Source organism: Streptomyces sp. NPDC127108 (assembly GCF_042677545.1).
Taxonomy (GTDB): domain Bacteria; phylum Actinomycetota; class Actinomycetes; order Streptomycetales; family Streptomycetaceae; genus Streptomyces.
The window spans coordinates 15,264-31,260 of sequence record NZ_JBHXTE010000053.1 but is presented as its reverse complement, the minus strand read 5'-3'; the positions used below and the strand labels follow the sequence as shown (position 1 = coordinate 31,260).

The 15,997-nt window shown below is 72.7% G+C and carries 15 protein-coding genes; 7 read left to right on the top strand and 8 right to left on the bottom strand.

The features are described from left to right. Positions 1 to 5 precede the first annotated feature (5 nt). Positions 6 to 1,217, bottom strand: coding sequence for a pyridoxal phosphate-dependent aminotransferase (locus ACFVHO_RS34115; RefSeq protein ID WP_385723388.1), 1,212 nt, complete (start codon positions 1,215 to 1,217; stop codon positions 6 to 8). 84 nt (positions 1,218 to 1,301) lie between these two features. On the opposite strand from ACFVHO_RS34115, the gene ACFVHO_RS34110 reads away from it, so the two are divergent. Continuing rightward, positions 1,302 to 1,949, top strand: a complete 648-nt coding sequence (locus tag ACFVHO_RS34110) for a winged helix-turn-helix transcriptional regulator (protein ID WP_385723385.1) — start codon at positions 1,302 to 1,304, stop codon at positions 1,947 to 1,949. Between the two features lie 53 nt (positions 1,950 to 2,002). On the opposite strand, the gene ACFVHO_RS34105 is transcribed toward ACFVHO_RS34110, so the two are convergent. Both ACFVHO_RS34105 and ACFVHO_RS34100 read right to left on the bottom strand, forming a co-directional pair. Continuing rightward, positions 2,003 to 2,800, bottom strand: a complete 798-nt coding sequence (locus tag ACFVHO_RS34105; RefSeq protein WP_385723382.1) for a hypothetical protein — start codon at positions 2,798 to 2,800, stop codon at positions 2,003 to 2,005. Continuing rightward, positions 2,800 to 4,092 carry a VWA domain-containing protein gene (locus ACFVHO_RS34100; RefSeq protein WP_385723380.1) on the bottom strand — a complete coding sequence of 431 codons (1,293 nt, stop codon included), beginning with the start codon at positions 4,090 to 4,092 and terminating at the stop codon, positions 2,800 to 2,802. Before ACFVHO_RS34100 ends, ACFVHO_RS34105 begins: the two co-directional genes overlap by 1 nt. Positions 4,093 to 4,162: 70 nt before the next feature. On the opposite strand from ACFVHO_RS34100, the gene ACFVHO_RS34095 reads away from it, so the two are divergent. Both ACFVHO_RS34095 and ACFVHO_RS34090 read left to right on the top strand, forming a co-directional pair. Beyond that, a complete protein-coding gene (locus ACFVHO_RS34095; protein ID WP_385723378.1) occupies positions 4,163 to 5,077 on the top strand; it encodes a HipA family kinase in 915 nt (304 codons plus the stop codon). After that, on the top strand, positions 5,074 to 5,358 hold the full coding sequence (locus ACFVHO_RS34090; protein ID WP_385723375.1) for a SelT/SelW/SelH family protein: 285 nt from the start codon (positions 5,074 to 5,076) through the stop codon (positions 5,356 to 5,358). The genes ACFVHO_RS34095 and ACFVHO_RS34090 overlap by 4 nt, the downstream gene beginning before the upstream one ends. 30 nt (positions 5,359 to 5,388) lie before the next feature. Here ACFVHO_RS34090 and ACFVHO_RS34085 read toward each other — a convergent pair whose 3' ends face one another. The 3 genes from ACFVHO_RS34085 to ACFVHO_RS34075 all read right to left on the bottom strand — a co-directional run bounded on the left by ACFVHO_RS34085 (position 5,389) and on the right by ACFVHO_RS34075 (position 9,261). Next, complete coding sequence (locus tag ACFVHO_RS34085; protein WP_385723372.1) at positions 5,389 to 6,558, bottom strand: serine hydrolase domain-containing protein; 1,170 nt, start codon at positions 6,556 to 6,558, stop codon at positions 5,389 to 5,391. Between the two features lie 191 nt (positions 6,559 to 6,749). After that, entirely contained in the window at positions 6,750 to 8,372 is a 1,623-nt protein-coding gene (gene aceB / locus ACFVHO_RS34080) for a malate synthase A (protein ID WP_385723369.1), read from the bottom strand. A 253-nt stretch (positions 8,373 to 8,625) separates the two neighbouring features. After that, complete coding sequence (locus ACFVHO_RS34075) at positions 8,626 to 9,261, bottom strand: NTP transferase domain-containing protein (RefSeq protein ID WP_385723366.1); 636 nt, start codon at positions 9,259 to 9,261, stop codon at positions 8,626 to 8,628. A 180-nt stretch (positions 9,262 to 9,441) separates the two neighbouring features. Here ACFVHO_RS34075 and ACFVHO_RS34070 point away from each other — a divergent pair, with 180 nt between their 5' ends. Beyond that, on the top strand, positions 9,442 to 9,759 hold the full coding sequence (locus tag ACFVHO_RS34070; protein ID WP_385723364.1) for a DUF5955 family protein: 318 nt from the start codon (positions 9,442 to 9,444) through the stop codon (positions 9,757 to 9,759). Between the two features lie 62 nt (positions 9,760 to 9,821). Here the strand turns inward: ACFVHO_RS34070 and ACFVHO_RS34065 are convergent, their stop codons facing one another. Beyond that, the gene (locus tag ACFVHO_RS34065; protein WP_385723361.1) at positions 9,822 to 11,300 is read right to left on the bottom strand and encodes a PLP-dependent aminotransferase family protein; all 1,479 of its coding nucleotides are present in this window, start codon (positions 11,298 to 11,300) and stop codon (positions 9,822 to 9,824) included. Between the two features lie 129 nt (positions 11,301 to 11,429). Here ACFVHO_RS34065 and ACFVHO_RS34060 point away from each other — a divergent pair, with 129 nt between their 5' ends. Next, a complete protein-coding gene (locus tag ACFVHO_RS34060; protein ID WP_385723358.1) occupies positions 11,430 to 11,936 on the top strand; it encodes a universal stress protein in 507 nt (168 codons plus the stop codon). Between the two features lie 293 nt (positions 11,937 to 12,229). On the opposite strand, the gene ACFVHO_RS34055 is transcribed toward ACFVHO_RS34060, so the two are convergent. Further along, the gene (locus ACFVHO_RS34055) at positions 12,230 to 13,030 is read right to left on the bottom strand and encodes an IclR family transcriptional regulator (RefSeq protein WP_385723355.1); all 801 of its coding nucleotides are present in this window, start codon (positions 13,028 to 13,030) and stop codon (positions 12,230 to 12,232) included. A gap of 347 nt (positions 13,031 to 13,377) precedes the next feature. Between ACFVHO_RS34055 and allB the strand changes: the two genes are divergently transcribed. After that, the gene (gene allB / locus ACFVHO_RS34050; RefSeq protein ID WP_385723352.1) at positions 13,378 to 14,715 is read left to right on the top strand and encodes an allantoinase AllB; all 1,338 of its coding nucleotides are present in this window, start codon (positions 13,378 to 13,380) and stop codon (positions 14,713 to 14,715) included. A gap of 5 nt (positions 14,716 to 14,720) precedes the next feature. Further along, positions 14,721 to 15,842 carry an allantoicase gene (gene alc / locus ACFVHO_RS34045; RefSeq protein ID WP_385723350.1) on the top strand — a complete coding sequence of 374 codons (1,122 nt, stop codon included), beginning with the start codon at positions 14,721 to 14,723 and terminating at the stop codon, positions 15,840 to 15,842. Positions 15,843 to 15,997: the final 155 nt, after the last annotated feature.

Below are 15,997 nucleotides of genomic sequence, written 5' to 3'. Positions count from 1 at the left end.
TTCGGCTACTGGCGATAGCCGCTCAGGAAGCGGCCGATGCGGCTGATCGCCGCGTCCAGATCGTCAGCGTACGGGAGGGTGAGGATGCGGAAGTGGTCGGGGCGCGGCCAGTTGAAGCCGGTGCCCTGGACCACCTGGATCTTCTCCTGGAGCAGCAGGTCCAGGACGAACTTCTCGTCGTCGTGGATCGCGTGCACCTTCGGGTCCAGGCGCGCGAAGGCGTACAGCGCGCCGCGCGGCTTCACGCAGGAGACGCCCGGGATCTCGTTCAGCTTCTGCCAGGCCCGGTCGCGCTGTTCGTACAGCCTGCCGCCGGGCGCCGTCAGTTCGTGGATGGACTGGCGGCCGCCGAGCGCGGCCTGGATCGCGTACTGCGCGGGGGCGTTGGGGCACAGCCGCATGGAGGCCAGCATCGTCAGGCCCTCCAGGTAGTTCCGCGCGTGTTGCTTCGGTCCCGTCACGACCAGCCAGCCGGAGCGGAAGCCCGCGACCCGGTACGTCTTGGAGAGGCCGCAGAAGGTCAGGACCACCAGGTCCGGGGCCAGCGAGGCGACGCTGTGGTGCACCGCGTCGTCGTACAGGATCCGGTCGTAGATCTCGTCGGCGAAGACCATCAGGCCATGGCGGCGGGCCAGGTCGAGCATGCCGTCGAGGATCTCGCGCGGATAGACCGCGCCCGTCGGGTTGTTCGGGTTGATGATCACCAGGGCCTTGGTGCGGTCGGTGATCTTCGACGCCAGGTCGTCGAGGTCCGGGTACCAGTCGGCCTGCTCGTCGCACAGGTAGTGCACGGCCTTGCCCCCGGAGAGGGTCGTCACGGCCGTCCACAGCGGGAAGTCCGGTGCGGGAACGAGGACTTCGTCGCCGTCCTCCAGGAGTGCCTGTACGGCCATCGTCACCAGCTCGGACACGCCGTTACCGAGGAAGACGTCGTCCACGTCGATGTCGTCGAGGCCGAGCGCCTCGTAGCGCTGCACCACCGCGCGCCGGGCGGAGAGGACGCCCCGCGAGTCCGTGTAGCCGTGCGCGCCCGGCAGCATCCGGATCATGTCCTGGACGATCTCCTCGGGCGCCTCGAAGCCGAAGAGCGCGGGGTTGCCGGTGTTGAGGCGCAGGACGCTGTGGCCCGCCTCCTCCAGGGCGTTCGCGTGCTCGATGACCGGGCCCCGGATCTCGTAACAGACCTCGCTGAGCTTGCTCGACTGCCGGAACTCCATGTGCTGTGCCTCCCGTGGCGTGCGTTACTTGGTTTTACCAAGCTGCCGCTTGGAAAGTCCAACAACTTGTCTAGACTGCGACGCATGCCACCTCGACCACGCCGAAGCTACGACCAGTACTGCGCCGCCGCCCGCGCCCTCGACGCCGTCGGGGACCGCTGGACCCTGCTGATCGTCCGCGAACTGCTCGCCGGGCCCCGGCGGTACACCGACCTGCACGCCGATCTGCCCGGCGTCAGCACGGATGTGCTCGCCTCGCGGCTCAAGGACATGGAGCAGGGCGGGATCGCCTCGCGGCGGCGGATGGCCGCGCCCGTTTCCGCGTACGTCTACGAACTCACCCCGCGCGGGCGGGCGTTGCTGCCCGTCCTTGCGGCGCTCGGGGAGTGGGGGGCCTTCGACCTCGGTGAGCGCGCCCCCACCGACGCGGTGCGTGCGCACTGGTTCGCCTTGCCGCTGCGGGGGCGGTTGGAGGCGCTCGGTGGGCACGGGGTCGTTCAAGTCCGGCTTGAGGAGGGGGAGTTCCTGCTGTGGCTCGGGGACGTGGCCGAGGGGCGGGCCGTGTACGCCGACGGGGGTGGGGAGGGCGAGGCTGACGCGCGGGTCGTGCTGGGGGCGGATGTGTGTGTCGCCCTTGCGCGGGGCGAGTTGGCGTGGGGGGACGCGGTGCGGGGTGGGGATGTGGTGGTGGAGGGGGGAGGGGTGTTGGCGGAGGTGTTGCGGGAGGGGTGAGGTCGGGGTGCGGGTGAGGGCCCGTGTGAGTGGGACGGGCCCTCACCGCGTCGTCAGGCGCCCGACGGAGCCCTTCCGGTGCCGCGCGTCAACGCGTAGCCGCCGATTCCCGCCAGCGCCGCGAGCACTCCGCCCGCGCCCGTCCAGACCCAGCGGTCCGTCCACCAGCCCGACGCCCAGCCGTCCTCCGGTTCCGCCGTCGACAGGGCCGCCCGGGTGTGGGAGCCGTCGGTGTCGTCGGTGTCCACCGAGGCGCCGGGTACCAGGGGCTTCGCCAGGGAGCCGTCGACCGCCGCCGAGCCGCCGATGTCCTTCGACGTCACCTCGACCTCGGCGGTGACGGGGGCGCCCAGGTCGGCCGTCTTGAGGCCGGTGGCCGTCAGGCGGATGTAGTACGTGCCCGGGAGCGGGTCGTTGGACCAGGGGTCCGACCAGGCGCGGACCGGGCGCAGGACGCAGGCCAGGTCGACCGTCGCCGCGTCCGCGGGCCTCGACTGCATGCCGTACATGCAGGACTGACGGCGCCTCAGGCCGTCGTACACGTCGACGCGCCACCGGGCGTCGGCCTTGCGCGCCGCGTCGGGGAGCTTCACCGTCGCCTTGACGGTGGGGCGCTGGCCCGCGTCGGTCGGGAAGGACCAGTACAGGTAGTCGCCGGTGGACGCGCTCGCCGTGGCGCGGTGGCCCTGCTCGATCTCTGTCGCGGTGCGGAAGGACGTGCCCGCGTCGGCCTTGCCCTTGTCGTCGTCGCCGGAGGCGGCGAGCGCCGGGGCGGCGCTGAGGAGCGCGGCCAGGCCCGCGAGGCCCGCGGCCGCCATCAGGCGGGTCTTCAACAGACGTGTCGTACGCATCAGCTCGTCCTCCAGACGGCGACGCGCCACCGCGCCACCCAGCCCCACAGCAATCCGCCGACGAAGCCGGTCAGCACCAGCGCGCCCAGCAGCCACCAGCCGCGGCCCAGACCGAACGCCGCCACGTCGGAGGCGTCGTCCGGGGCGTCCACGATGTCGACGGCCAGTTCCACGGGCAGACCCGGCTTGCCCTTGGCGGCGGCCGCGTCGCCGGACGCGGGCGCGTAGGAGTGGGACACCTGGAGGCAGACCGCCTCGGTCCCGGCCTCGTCGGAGTCGTCGGAGTCCTGGTCCGGCTTCGGGTAGCGCAGGCCCGTCGAGATCGCGTCCGTGCGTCCGTCGCCCGCCTCGGAACCGCGCACGATCTCGCGGCCGTGCTTGGTGACGGCCCGCATCAGCACGCCGTAGTCGTTGGTCACGGCCCGGTCGGCCGCCACGCTCACCGAGGCGCGCAGCTCCTGCCCCGGCTCGACGTCCACGCGGTACCAGCGGTGCTCGCCGAAGCGCGCGCGGTCGGTGTACACACCCGGCTTGAGCCGCGGCGCAGCAGAGCACCGGTCGGCGCCCTCGACCCCCACGGGCGTGACCACGGGGTCGGCCGCGCGGTCCACCAACTGGCCGACGCGGTCGGTGAGTTCGTCGGTGTGCCGGATGGAGGTGTAGGTACCGCCGGTGGCCTCGGCGATGCAGCTCAGCTGCGCGCGCATCTTGGTGTTCGGGACCAGGCCGAGCGTGTCGATGGTGAGGTGGATGCCCTTGGCGGCGATGTCCCGCGCCACCTCGCACGGGTCCAGGGGCTGACAGGTGTCCTCGCCGTCGCTGATGAGGACGATGCGGCGCGAACCCTCGCCGCCCTTCAGGTCGTCGGCGGCCTTCAGGAGGGCCGGGCCGATCGGGGTCCAGCCGGTGGGCGCGAGCGTGGCGACCGCCGTCTTGGCGTCCCTGCGGTCCAGCGGGCCCACCGGGTAGAGCTGCTCGGTGTCCTTGCAGCCCGTCTTGCGGTCGTCGCCGCGGTAGTTGGCGCCGAGGGTGCGGATGCCGAGCTCGACGTCCTCGGGGGTGGCGTCGAGCACCTCGTTGAACGCCTGCTTCGCCGCGGCCATGCGGCTCTTGCCGTCGATGTCGCGGGCCCGCATCGACCCGCTCGCGTCGAGCAGCAGCTCGACCTTGGGGACGGGGCCGTCGGCGCGGTCCGGTTCGTCGTCCGCGAACGCGGACGTGGGCGAGAGCCCCATGCTCAGGGCCGCGAACAGGGCACAGAAGCCCGCCGCGAACCGCTTTCCAGTGATCATCGGAGGATCTTATGGATCAAGGACCGCCCGCTCCAAAAATGGCTTGCGGCCGCCGGTTAGGGTGGCTGGTGTGCTGCGAGAAGTGACGGCTGTCCGGTATCTGGAACCCCTGCGGGCCGGTGGCTCCGTGCCCGGGATCGTCGAGGCCGACGACCTCGGGACCTACGTCCTGAAGTTCACCGGCTCCGCGCAGGGCCGCAAGGCGCTGGTCGCCGAGGTCATCGTCGGCGAGCTGGGACGCCGCCTCGGCCTGCGCGTGCCCGATCTCGTCCTCGCCCACTTCGACCCGGCCGTCGCCGCGCACGAACCGCACCAGGAGGTGCAGGACCTGCTGCGCGCCAGCGCGGGCCTGAACCTGGGCATGGACTACCTGCCGGGAGCCCGCGACTTCACCCCCGACACCGACCTCGACGTCGACCCGCTGGAGGCGGGCAGGGTCGTGTGGCTCGACGCCCTCACCGCGAACGTCGACCGCACGGTGCACAGCTCGAACCTCATGGTCTGGCCGACCTTCGCCGCCCGTGAGCCGCACCTGTGGCTCATCGACCACGGCGCGGCCCTCGTCTTCCACCACCGCTGGGACGCGGCCACCGTCCTCGCCACCGCCGAGAAGGCCTACGACTTCCGGCAGCACGCGCTCGGCCGCTACGGCCCGGACACCGCGGCCGCCGACGCGGAGCTCGCCCCCCGCGTCACCGAGGAACTCCTCCGCGACATCGTGGCCGAGGTCCCGGACGCGTGGCTCGCCGACGAGCCCGGCTTCGCCACGACCGACGCCCTGCGGGACGCGTACGTCACCTACCTCACCGCCCGCGCCCGCGCCTCCGCCGTCTGGCTCCCCACCGACTTCCCCTCCCGCGCCGCACTCGCCGCCGAGGACGAACGGCGCGCCCGCGCCACCGAGGCGTCCCGCCCGGCCTGGCTGAAGCGGGTCCCGAACCTGCACGGCAAACCCGACCCGCGCCCCGCGAAGAGGTACCCATGAGCGACCACGTAGAGCCCCACCGGGTCGAGATCGAGTACTGCACCCAGTGCCGCTGGCTGCCCCGCGCGGCCTGGCTCGCGCAGGAACTCCTCACCACCTTCGAGGCCGAACTGACCGAGCTGGCGCTGAAGCCGGGAACGGGCGGCGTCTTCGTCGTACGCGTCGACGGCGCGACGGTCTGGGACCGCCGCGAACAGGGCTTCCCCGAGCCGACCGCCGTGAAGCGCCTGGTGCGTGACGTGGTGGCGCCGGGGCGGAGCCTCGGGCACTCGGAGCGCTAGCCGCCGGGGGACCCGGCCGCTCACGGGAGGTCAGGTTCCGCAGTACTCCGCGTCCATCAGCCCCATGGTCGACGTGTACCGGTCCCCGTTCGCGTTCGCGGCCAGCGTGTGGCGGCCGTCCGCCGTCGTGACCGCGACCGACGACGAGCCGAGCGCGCTGCCGGTGTGGCCCCAGACGGTGATGCCGCAGGAGAGCCGGTAGGAGCCGAGGCCGAGGCCGAAGCGGATCTGGGGGACGTCTGGGTGCACCGGGATGGTGGTCTTCATCGCGTCCAGCTGGCGCTTCGGGAGGAGCTTGCCGGTCAGGAGCGCGGCGTAGAAGCGGTTCAGGTCCGCGCCGTTGGAGATCATCTCGCCCGCCGCTCCGGCGTAGGACGGGTTCAGCTCCGTCGTGTCGTGGAGGGTGCCGCCGGGCGGGCTGGAGAGCAGGTCGTAGGCGCGGCCGCTGGGGCGGGGGAGGGTCGGGGACGTGCCGGGGACGCGGGTGCCGCGCAGGCGCAGGGGGTCGATGATGCGGCGGCGGATCTCGTCGCCGTACGACCGGCCCGTGGCCTTCTCGATGACGAGGCCCGCGAGCAGGAAGTTGGTCTTGGAGTAGAGCACGCCCTCGCCGGGCTGGTTGTGCGGTTCGTGGCGCATCGCCATGGCGATCATCCGCGCCGGGGTCCAGGTGTCGTAGCGGTGCTTGAGGAAGTCCGTGGAGAAGACCTTGCGCGCGTACTCCGGGTCCGCGTTGACGTCGTAGATCCCGCTGGAGTGGTTGAGGAGCTGGCGGACGGTGACGCGGTCGCCGTCGTGGCCGTTGCCCTCGACCACGCCCGGCAGCCAGGAGCCCACGGTGTCGTCCAGGTCCAGCTTGCCCTCGGCCTCCAACTGGAGCACGACGGTGGCCACGAAGGTCTTGGTGATGCTGCCGACGCGGTAGTGGTCCCGCTCGCCGCGCGGGGTCCCGCGCCTGATGTCGCCGAGGCCCGCCGCGGCCTTCCAGACGCCGTCCGCGTCCGTGACCCGCGCGGTCACGCCGGGAGCTCCGCCCGCGACGACCGCCTCCATGGCCTCGCGGGTCGCCTCGTGGCCCGAGCCCTGTTCCTGCCGGGGGTGCCGGTCCTGGCGGGGCGCGGCGGTGGCGGTGGTGGCGGCCACCGTCGCCACCGCCACCGCCGATATCGCCGCGGCCGTCAGTCGTCTGCGCAGGTTCATGCCCGTCCTCCGTCGCACCCGTGTCGAACATCCCGTCAACTGCCGTGCTGGGCGGGGATGTTATGCCACGGGAGCGGGCGGAGGCGAAGATCTGCCCGTCGACGGGACAGCGGGTGCGCGGACGGCCGCCCCCGGCACCGAGAGGAACCGGGGGCGGCCGTCATGTGCCCTACGGGGCTGGGGGCGTGGGCTCAGCCGAGCTGCTCGTACGCGGGCAGCGTCAGGAAGTCCGCGTAGTCGGCGTCCAGGGAGACCTGGAGCAGCAGGTCGTGGGCCTGCTGCCACTTGCCGGCCGCGAAGGCCTCCTCGCCGATCTCGGCGCGGATCGCGGCCAGTTCGGCGGCCGCGACCTCACGGGCCAGGTCGGCCGTCGCGGGCGTACCGTCCGCGAAGACCACACCCGCGTTGATCCACTGCCAGATCTGGGAGCGGGAGATCTCGGCGGTGGCCGCGTCCTCCATGAGGTTGAAGATGGCGACGGCGCCGAGTCCGCGCAGCCAGGCCTCGATGTAGCGGATGCCGACCTGGACGGCGTTGACCAGGCCGTCGTAGGTGGGCTTGGCGTCGAGGGAGTCGATGGCGATCAGATCGCCGGGGGCCACGGAGACGTCCTCGCGGAGCCGGTCCTTCTGGTTCGGCTTCTCGCCGAGGACCTTGTCGAAGGACTCCAGGGCGATCGGGACCAGGTCGGGGTGGGCGACCCAGGAGCCGTCGAAGCCGTCGCCCGCCTCGCGGTCCTTGTCGGCGCGGACCTTCTCGAAGGCGACCTTGTTGACCTCGGCGTCCTTGCGGGACGGGATGAAGGCCGCCATGCCGCCGATGGCGTGCGCGCCGCGCTTGTGGCAGGTGCGGACGAGGAGTTCGGTGTAGGCGCGCATGAACGGGGCCGTCATCGTGACCAGGTTGCGGTCCGGCAGGACGAACTTCTGGCCGCCGTCACGGAAGTTCTTGACGATGGAGAAGAGGTAGTCCCAGCGCCCGGCGTTCAGCCCGGAGGCGTGGTCGCGCAGTTCGTAGAGGATCTCCTCCATCTCGTACGCGGCCGTGATCGTCTCGATGAGGACGGTGGCGCGGACGGTGCCCTGGGGCACGCCGACGTAGTCCTGCGCGAAGACGAAGATCTCGTTCCAGAGGCGGGCCTCCAGGTGCGACTCCGTCTTCGGGAGGTAGAAGTACGGGCCCTTGCCGAGGTCGATGAGGCGCTGGGCGTTGTGGAAGAAGTACAGGCCGAAGTCGACGAGGGCGCCCGGGACCGCGCGGCCGTCCCCGTCCGTGAGGTGCCGCTCGTTCAGGTGCCAGCCGCGCGGGCGCATCACGACGGTGGCGAGTTCGCCCGCGTCCTTCAGGGCGTACGACTTGCCGGTGCGCTCGTCCGTGAAGTCGATGCGTCGCTCATAGGCGTCGCTCATGTTCAGCTGGCCGAGGATCACGTTCTCCCAGGTGGGAGCGGAGGCGTCCTCGAAGTCGGCGAGCCAGACCTTCGCGCCGGAGTTGAGCGCGTTGATGGTCATCTTGCGGTCGGTGGGGCCGGTGATCTCCACCCGGCGGTCGTTCAGGGCGGCCGGGGCCGGGGCCACCTTCCAGGAGTCGTCCGCGCGGATCGCGGCGGTCTCCGGGAGGAAGTCCAGGGTCGAGGTGCGGGCGATCTCGGCGCGGCGCTCCGCACGGCGGGCGAGGAGCTCGTCACGCCGGGGCGTGAACCTGCGGTGCAGCTCGGCCACGAAGGCGAGGGCCGCGGGGGTGAGGACCTCTTCCTGCCGGGGCAGGGGCTCGGCGTCGACGATGGCCAGCGGGGACGGCGCTGGTGCGGACATGAGCTGTCACTTCCTTCAGCGAGCTTGCTTCACGGGCGGTGCGGTGTCCCGCGGCCGCCGGGCCAGTCGCCACGGCACTCAGTGCCGCGGTGCCGAGATACGGCTGCGGGCGCCGTCCACCGGGTCGGGCGCTTCTGAGCAGTGGATACTAGTTTCCTTATGGTGGAAGTTCAATGGATTGTTGATGTCGAGATTCTTCTCGTCGACAGAACGTGGCGCTGAGTGCCATGCCTGTCACTCCAAGTGGACCAGCTCACTCGAGCCTCTCCAAGTCGGAGAACGTGTCGATGTCGGACGGCTCGGCCACGTCCCCGCACTCGACGGCCGTGACGGCCCCGGCGTGCTCCTTCAGGTAGGCACGGGCGCCCCGGTCGCCGGTCGCGCTCGCCGCGATGCCGTCCCAGTGGTCCGCGCCGAACAGCACGGGATGGCCGCGCTCGCCCGCGTACGTCGCCGCCGCGAGCGTCGCCGGAGAGCGGTACGCCGCCCGCACCCGTGCCACCGCCGCCGCGCCGATGCCCGGCTGGTCCACCAGGCACACCAGCGCCGCCCCCGGCCCCGGCCCCGCGTCGCCCGCGCGCAGCGAGGCGAGGCCCGCCCGCAGCGAGGACCCCATGCCCTCGCGCCAGTCCGGGTTGTCCACCAGGACGCACCCGGGCAGCTCCGCCCGCTCCCGTACGACATCGGCGGTGGCGCCGAGCACCACGTGCACGCGGGTGCAGCCGCCGTCCCGCAGCGCCCGCGCCGCACGCTCCACGAACAGCTCGCCGCGATGCTCCAGAAGGGCCTTCGGACACCCGCCGAGCCGCCGGCCGCCGCCCGCGGCCAACAGCAGGCCGACGACCTCGACGGGGGCGGTGGGGACGGAAGGTGACAGTGATTCGGTCATGACTCTTGCTTACCGCATGGGTTCTGGGCACCCTGTTCCGGCCGGGGGCGTGGCCGAAAGTGACGCCCGTGTCGCGGTGTGGCCTCATCCGCCCGCGCCCCTTCGGTGTCCGGCCGCCGCGGCGGGTCCGCCCGGGCCCGCGCGCGAACAGGCGCACAACGACGTGCGAGGGGGAGAGCTGTGTTGCGGAGCATTGGGCAGAGAGTCGTGAGGGGAAACTTCGAGGATCCGCGGGTGACGGAACTGCGGGCGGCCGTGTCCCGGCTGCGCCGTGAACTGGCCGCGTACCCGGGCGAGTTCCCGGACCGGGCGATAGCGGAGGACGAGTTAGCGGCCCTTGCCGCCATGGCCGCGACGGGCGCGCCCGAGGCCCGCAGGCTGCGTCGTTCGCTGCTGCTCGTCGCGAGTTCGATCGGCTCGGTCAGTGCCCTGACCGGTGCTCTGACGGGCGTCAGAGGGGCCGTGGAGCTGTTCGGGGAGCCGCCGCATCCGAGGTGATGCGGCGGCTCTCGCGCGTTGAACGCGGCGGCGCCCCGTTCCCCCAGCCGGGTCCCGCCGTGTCACGCCACCCAGTCCACGCGGTCCGACTCCGCGACCGTCGACCGCGGCTCGCCGCCGAGCGCCGCGGCCAGGCGGACGGCCGCGTCCTCGTACCGGTCGGGCGCCAGCGTGAACGGGATGCGCAGCCGGTGCTCATGGGTGCCCGGGTCGGCGCCGAACCGCGAACCGCCCTCGATCCGGACGCCGTGCCCGAGCGCCGCCCGCGCGAGGGACGAGGCGACGGGCGCGCCCAGGTCGACCCAGAGCGACAGGCCGCCGGGCGGCAACTGCCAGCGCCAGTCGGGCAGATGACGGCCGAGCGCGGCGGCGAGGGCGGCGCGGGACTCCCGCAGTGCGGCCCGCCGCTCGCGCAGCACCTCGTCGAGCCCGGTCAGCAACTGCGCCGCCACCAACTGGTCGAGCACCGGCGTGGCCATGTCCGCCGGGATCCGCGCCATGGTCAGCTCCGTGATCAGCCGTGAGCCCGCCCGCACCCAGCCGATCCGCAGGCCGCCCCAGTACGACTTGCTCAACGAGCCCACGGTGACGACCTGTTCGGCCACCCCGTGCGCGGCGAGCGCCGCGAACGGCGCGGGCGGCGGCACATCGAGGGCCATGTCGGCGATCGTCTCGTCGACCAGCAGCCAGGTGCCCGTGGCGCGCGCCGTCTCCAGGACCCGCAGCCGCTGCTCACGCGGCATCAGGGCGCCCGTCGGGTTCTGGAAGTCCGGTACGAGATAGGCGATCCGCGGCGCCGTCTGCCGCAGCGTCGACTCCACCAGGGCCGTGTCCCAGCCCGCGTCCGTCACCGGCACGGGCGCCGCGCGCAGGCCCGCGCGACGGACCGCGTCCAGGGCGTTCGGGTACGAGGGGTTCTCCACCAGGACGCGGTCGCCCGGCCGCCCGAGGAGGGCGAGGACGAGGGAGATCGCCTGCTGGGCGCCCGTGGTGACGAGGATCTGGCCGGGCAGCGTCGGCAGCCCGCGCCGGGTGTACCGCTCCGCCACCGCCGCCCTCAACTCCGGCAGCCCGTACGGGTGGTAGCCCGATGTCGGCGCGTGCGCGGGCAGCAGCGCGGCGGCCGCCGCCACCGCGTCGCCGAGCCCCGCCGGTGCCGGGGGCGCGGCCACCGCGAGGTCCAGGACGCCCTCGCCCGGCGCCCCCACCGGGAACGCCGCCACGCTCGCCGGGCGTCGCCCCTCCGGCAGCTCCGTCCAGGTGCTCGCGCCCCGCCGGCTGGCCGCGAACCCGCTCTCGCGCAGCAGGTCGTACGCCGCCGTGACCGTGGCCCGGCTGACACCCAGTGCCGACGCGAGCTCGCGTTCCGCGGGCAGCCGGGTGTGCAGGGGGACCCGGCCGTCGAGCAGGAGGGTGCGGACGGTGTGGGCCAGGGCCCGGTAGCCCGGCCGCTCACCGGCCGCGCCGGTCACCAGGGCCGCCAGCTGGGTGCCGCCGAGGCGCCGGTCCGGGGAAGGGACCACTGTACGTACGTCTGCCATGCCAACTCCTGCATATTGGCCCTGCTGTCCAGGCCAATCAGCCTACAGACTCGGCGGTGACGGGGTGCCGGGGGCAATGTGGCCCAGCTGTGGCCCCCCTTCGGAGTGGAGAGCGAAGAGGTGGCGGGCATGGAGACGGCAGGCATGGAGACGGAAGGGCGGGTCGTCGTCGGGGTCAGCGGGGCCGACGGGTCGCGGGCCAGCCTCGCGGCACTGCGGGCCGCCGCGCGCGAGGCCCGGTGGGGCGGGCGGCGGCTCGTCGTCGTCCTCGCCTGGGAGCCGCCGGAGGGCGAGGCGCTGTACGCGCGGTGGCCCGACCGGGAGTGGGCGCGGCACTGGGAGCGGGCCGCGTGGCAGCGGTTGGACGCCGCGTTCGACTCGGTGTTCGGCGGGGTGCCCGCGGGGGTGTGGGCCGGGGGTGCGGTCGAGCGGCGGGTCCTGCGGGGGCCCGCCGGGCCGGTGCTGTGCGGGGTGGCCTCTCGGCCGGGGGATCTGTTGGTGATCGGGGCGCGGGGTGGGCGGCGGTGGGGGCGGGGGCGGGTGCGGCGGTATGTGGACGCACATGCGGGGGGTGCGGTGATGGTGGTCCGGGGGTTGCGGCGCGCCCTCCGGCCCTCCGGGCTCGACCGCCGCTGACCCCTTGTGCGGGTGGGCCGGGCGCACCCCCGCGATCGGCGCTCCGCGCCTCGTCCTCAATCGCCGGACGGGCTATCTCCCACCCACCCGCCCGAACTTGCACCAGCAGACCGACAGCCCGGCACCTTCTGGCTCACATCGGCGAAGTCTCCAGCCCGTCCGGCGTTTGAGGGCGAGGTGCGGAGCGCCGATCGGGGGTGGGCTGTCTCACCAGGAGGGGACTCCCACCGGCTGGGGTCCAGGGGCGGAGCCCTGGTTTCGGAGAAGGGGTGGGACTGGGGCGCCCCGCGAGGTCAGGGCGACGGTGTGGTCGTGGCCAAGGCCTCCGAGAGTTCCGCCGCGACCTGCTGCAGGACGGGGACGATCTTCTCGGTGGCTTCCTCGGTGACGCGGCCCGCGGGGCCGGAGATCGAGATGGCCGCCGCCGTGGGGGAGTCGGGCACGGACACGGCGAGGCACCGCACCCCGATCTCCTGCTCGTTGTCGTCGACGGCGTACCCCGCGCGACGCACCTCTTCGAGGGCGTCGAGGAACCCGTCGGGGGTGGTGATGGTCTTCTCGGTGGCGGCGGGCATGCCCGTACGGGCGAGGAGCGCGCGCACCTCGTCGGCGGGGGTGTGCGCGAGCAGCGCCTTGCCGACCCCGGTGGAGTGGGGAAGGACCCGCCGCCCCACCTCCGTGAACATGCGCATGGAGTGCTTGGACGGCACCTGCGCGACGTACACGATCTCGTCCCCGTCGAGCAGCGCCATGTTCGCGGTCTCGCCGGTCTCCTCGACGAGCCGGGCGAGATAGGGCCGGGCCCAGGTGCCGAGCAGCCGGGACGCGGACTCGCCGAGGCGGATGAGGCGCGGCCCGAGGGCGTACCGGCGGTTGGGCTGCTGACGGACGTATCCGCAGGCGACGAGCGTGCGCATCAGCCGGTGGATGGTGGGCAGCGGCAGCCCGCTGCTGGCGGACAGCTCGCTCAGGCCGACCTCGCCACCCGCGTCCGCCATGCGCTCGAGCAGGTCGAAGGCGCGCTCGAGGGACTGCACGCCTCCGCTCGCGGGGGACTTCGCGGCGTCGGTGGTGCTGGCGCTAGACGTCGGCACGGCGCGTTCCTTTCGGGGCCTTACGGGAGGGCAGGCAAGGCAGCAGCCTACCGGGCACTTTCCCGGACAGCCCCGGTGCGGCCGTCACGTCGGTGCCGGTCAGTGGGCGTTTGTCCGGTCTTCGAGGCGGGCGTGGACCTCTCTTGACGGTCCGCGTTGTAGATAGCTACGTTCTGGTGTGCGGAATTCTAATTCCACTTTGTGGAAACGTATAGGCCCTTGACGGATCGAGGGCCGAGGCGAAGACTTCTTCAACAGAACGTTGAATTCCGCTGGCCGGAAGGTCGGTGGAGACGCACAGGCGCATCAGGCGTCTCAGACGCACAGGCGAACAGAGAGGGGCCGCGGTGTCCGGCGAGGAACTGGTGCTGCGCTCGACGCGCGTCATCACCCCGGAGGGGACGCGCGCCGCGTCCGTCGTCGTCTCGGACGGCACGATCGTGGCGGTACGCGCACACGACGCCGCCGTGCCGACGCACGCCCGCGTGGAGGACTTCGGCGACGACGCGCTGCTGCCCGGCCTCGTCGACACCCACGTCCACGTCAACGACCCGGGCCGCACCGAGTGGGAGGGCTTCTGGACGGCCACGCGCGCCGCGGCCGCCGGCGGCATCACCACCCTCGTGGACATGCCCCTGAACTCGCTGCCGCCGACGACCACGGTCGCGAACCTCCGTACGAAGAAGGACGTGGCGGCGGCCAAGGCGCACATCGACGTCGGCTTCTGGGGCGGCGCGCTGCCCGACAACGTCAAGGACCTGCGGCCCCTGCACGACGCGGGCGTCTTCGGCTTCAAGTGCTTCCTCTCGCCCTCCGGCGTCGACGAGTTCCCGGAGCTGACGCAGGATCAACTCGCCGTGTCCATGGGAGAGATCGCCGGGTTCGGCGGCCTGCTCATCGTGCACGCCGAGGACCCGCACGAGCTGGCGGCGGCCCCGGCGAGGAGCGGCCCGCGCTACGAGGACTTCCTGCACTCCCGCCCGCGCGTCAGCGAGGACACCGCGATCGAGGGCCTCATCGCCGTCGCGAAGCGCATCGGCGCCCGCATCCACATCCTGCACCTGTCGTCCTCCGACGCGCTGCCGCTGATCGCCGCCGCCAAGCGCGAGGGCGTCCGCGTCACCGTCGAGACCTGCCCGCACTACCTCACCCTGACGGCCGAGGAAGTCCCGGACGGGGCAAGCGAGTTCAAGTGCTGCCCGCCGATCCGTGAGGCCGCCAACCAGGACCTGCTGTGGCAGGCGCTCGCCGACGGCACCATCGACTGCGTCGTGACCGACCACTCCCCGTCCACCGCCGACCTCAAGACGTCCGACTTCGCCACCGCCTGGGGCGGCATCTCCGGCCTCCAGCTGAGCCTGCCCGCCGTGTGGACGGCGGCCCGGGCGCGCGGGTACGGCCTGGAGGACGTCGTGCGCTGGATGTCGACGCGCACGGCCGAACTGGTCGGCCTGGACCACAAGGGCGCCATCGAGGCCGGCCGCGACGCCGACTTCACGGTCCTCGCGCCCGACGAGACCTTCACCGTGGACCCCGCGCGCCTCCAGCACCGCAACCGGGTCACCGCCTACGCGGGCAAGACCCTCAGCGGTGTTGTGAAGTCCACCTGGCTGCGCGGCCAACGCATCGTGTCCGACGGCGAGTTCAGCGCGCCGACGGGCCGACTTCTGGAAAGGAAGAACTGATCACCGTGACGGCGACACCGATACCCCGCTTCACCGGCGACGCGAACCCCTACGGCGGCGGCGAGCCCTACGCCGACTACCGCACCGCCGACTTCCCCTTCACCCAGTACGCCAACCTCGCGGACCGCCAGCTCGGGGCCGGTGTCATCGCCGCCAACGACGAGTTCTTCGCCATGCGCGAGAACCTGCTCCTTCCGAACGACGCCGAGTTCGACCCCGAGCACTTCGGCCACAAGGGCAAGATCATGGACGGCTGGGAGACCCGGCGGCGGCGCGGCGTCTCCGCCGAGCACCCCTGGCCCACCGCGGACGACCACGACTGGGCGCTCGTCCGGCTCGGCGCGCCCGGCGTCGTCCACGGCATCGTGATCGACACCGCGCACTTCCGCGGCAACTACCCGCAGGCCGTGTCCATCGAGGGCGCCAACGTCGAGGGCTCGCCCACGCCCGGCGAACTCCTCTCCGACGACGTGAAGTGGACGACCCTCGTGCCGCGCACGGCTGTCGGCGGCCACGCCGCCAACGGGTTCGCCGTCGACGTCCCCCAGCGCTTCACCCACCTGCGCGTCAACCAGCACCCCGACGGGGGCATCGCCCGCCTGCGTGTCCACGGCGAAGTCGTCGCCGACCCCGCCTGGCTCGCCGCCCTCGGCACCTTCGACGTCGTCGCCCTGGAGAACGGCGGCCAGGTCGAGGACGCCTCCGACCGGTTCTACTCGCCCGCCACCAACACCATTCAGCCCGGCCGTTCGCGGAAGATGGACGACGGGTGGGAGACGCGGCGGCGGCGGGACCAGGGGCACGACTGGATCCGTTATCGCCTCGCCGCGCAGTCCGAGATCCGCGCCCTCGAGATCGACACCGCCTACCTCAAGGGCAACTCCGCCGGGTGGGCCTCCGTCTCCGTCCGGGACGGGGAGTCCGGCGACTGGGTCGAGGTCCTTCCCCGTACGCGGCTCCAGCCCGACACCAACCATCGCTTCGCGCTGCCCGCGGGTGCCGTCGGGACGCACGCTCGCGTCGACATCTTCCCCGACGGGGGGATCTCGCGGCTCCGTCTGTACGGGGCGCCTACGGCGGGTGGGGCGGACGCGTTGGCCGCGCGGCATCGGGAGCTCGGGGGCTGAGGCGGGGGCCTTGCCGGGGGGCTCCCCAATCCCGCCCCTTCCCGAACTGGGGCTCCGCCCCAGACCCCGCTCCTCAAACGCCGGAGGGGCTGAAATACAGCCGCACATCTTCTAGCCCGTCCGGCGTTTGAGGACGAGGCGCGAAGCGCCGACAA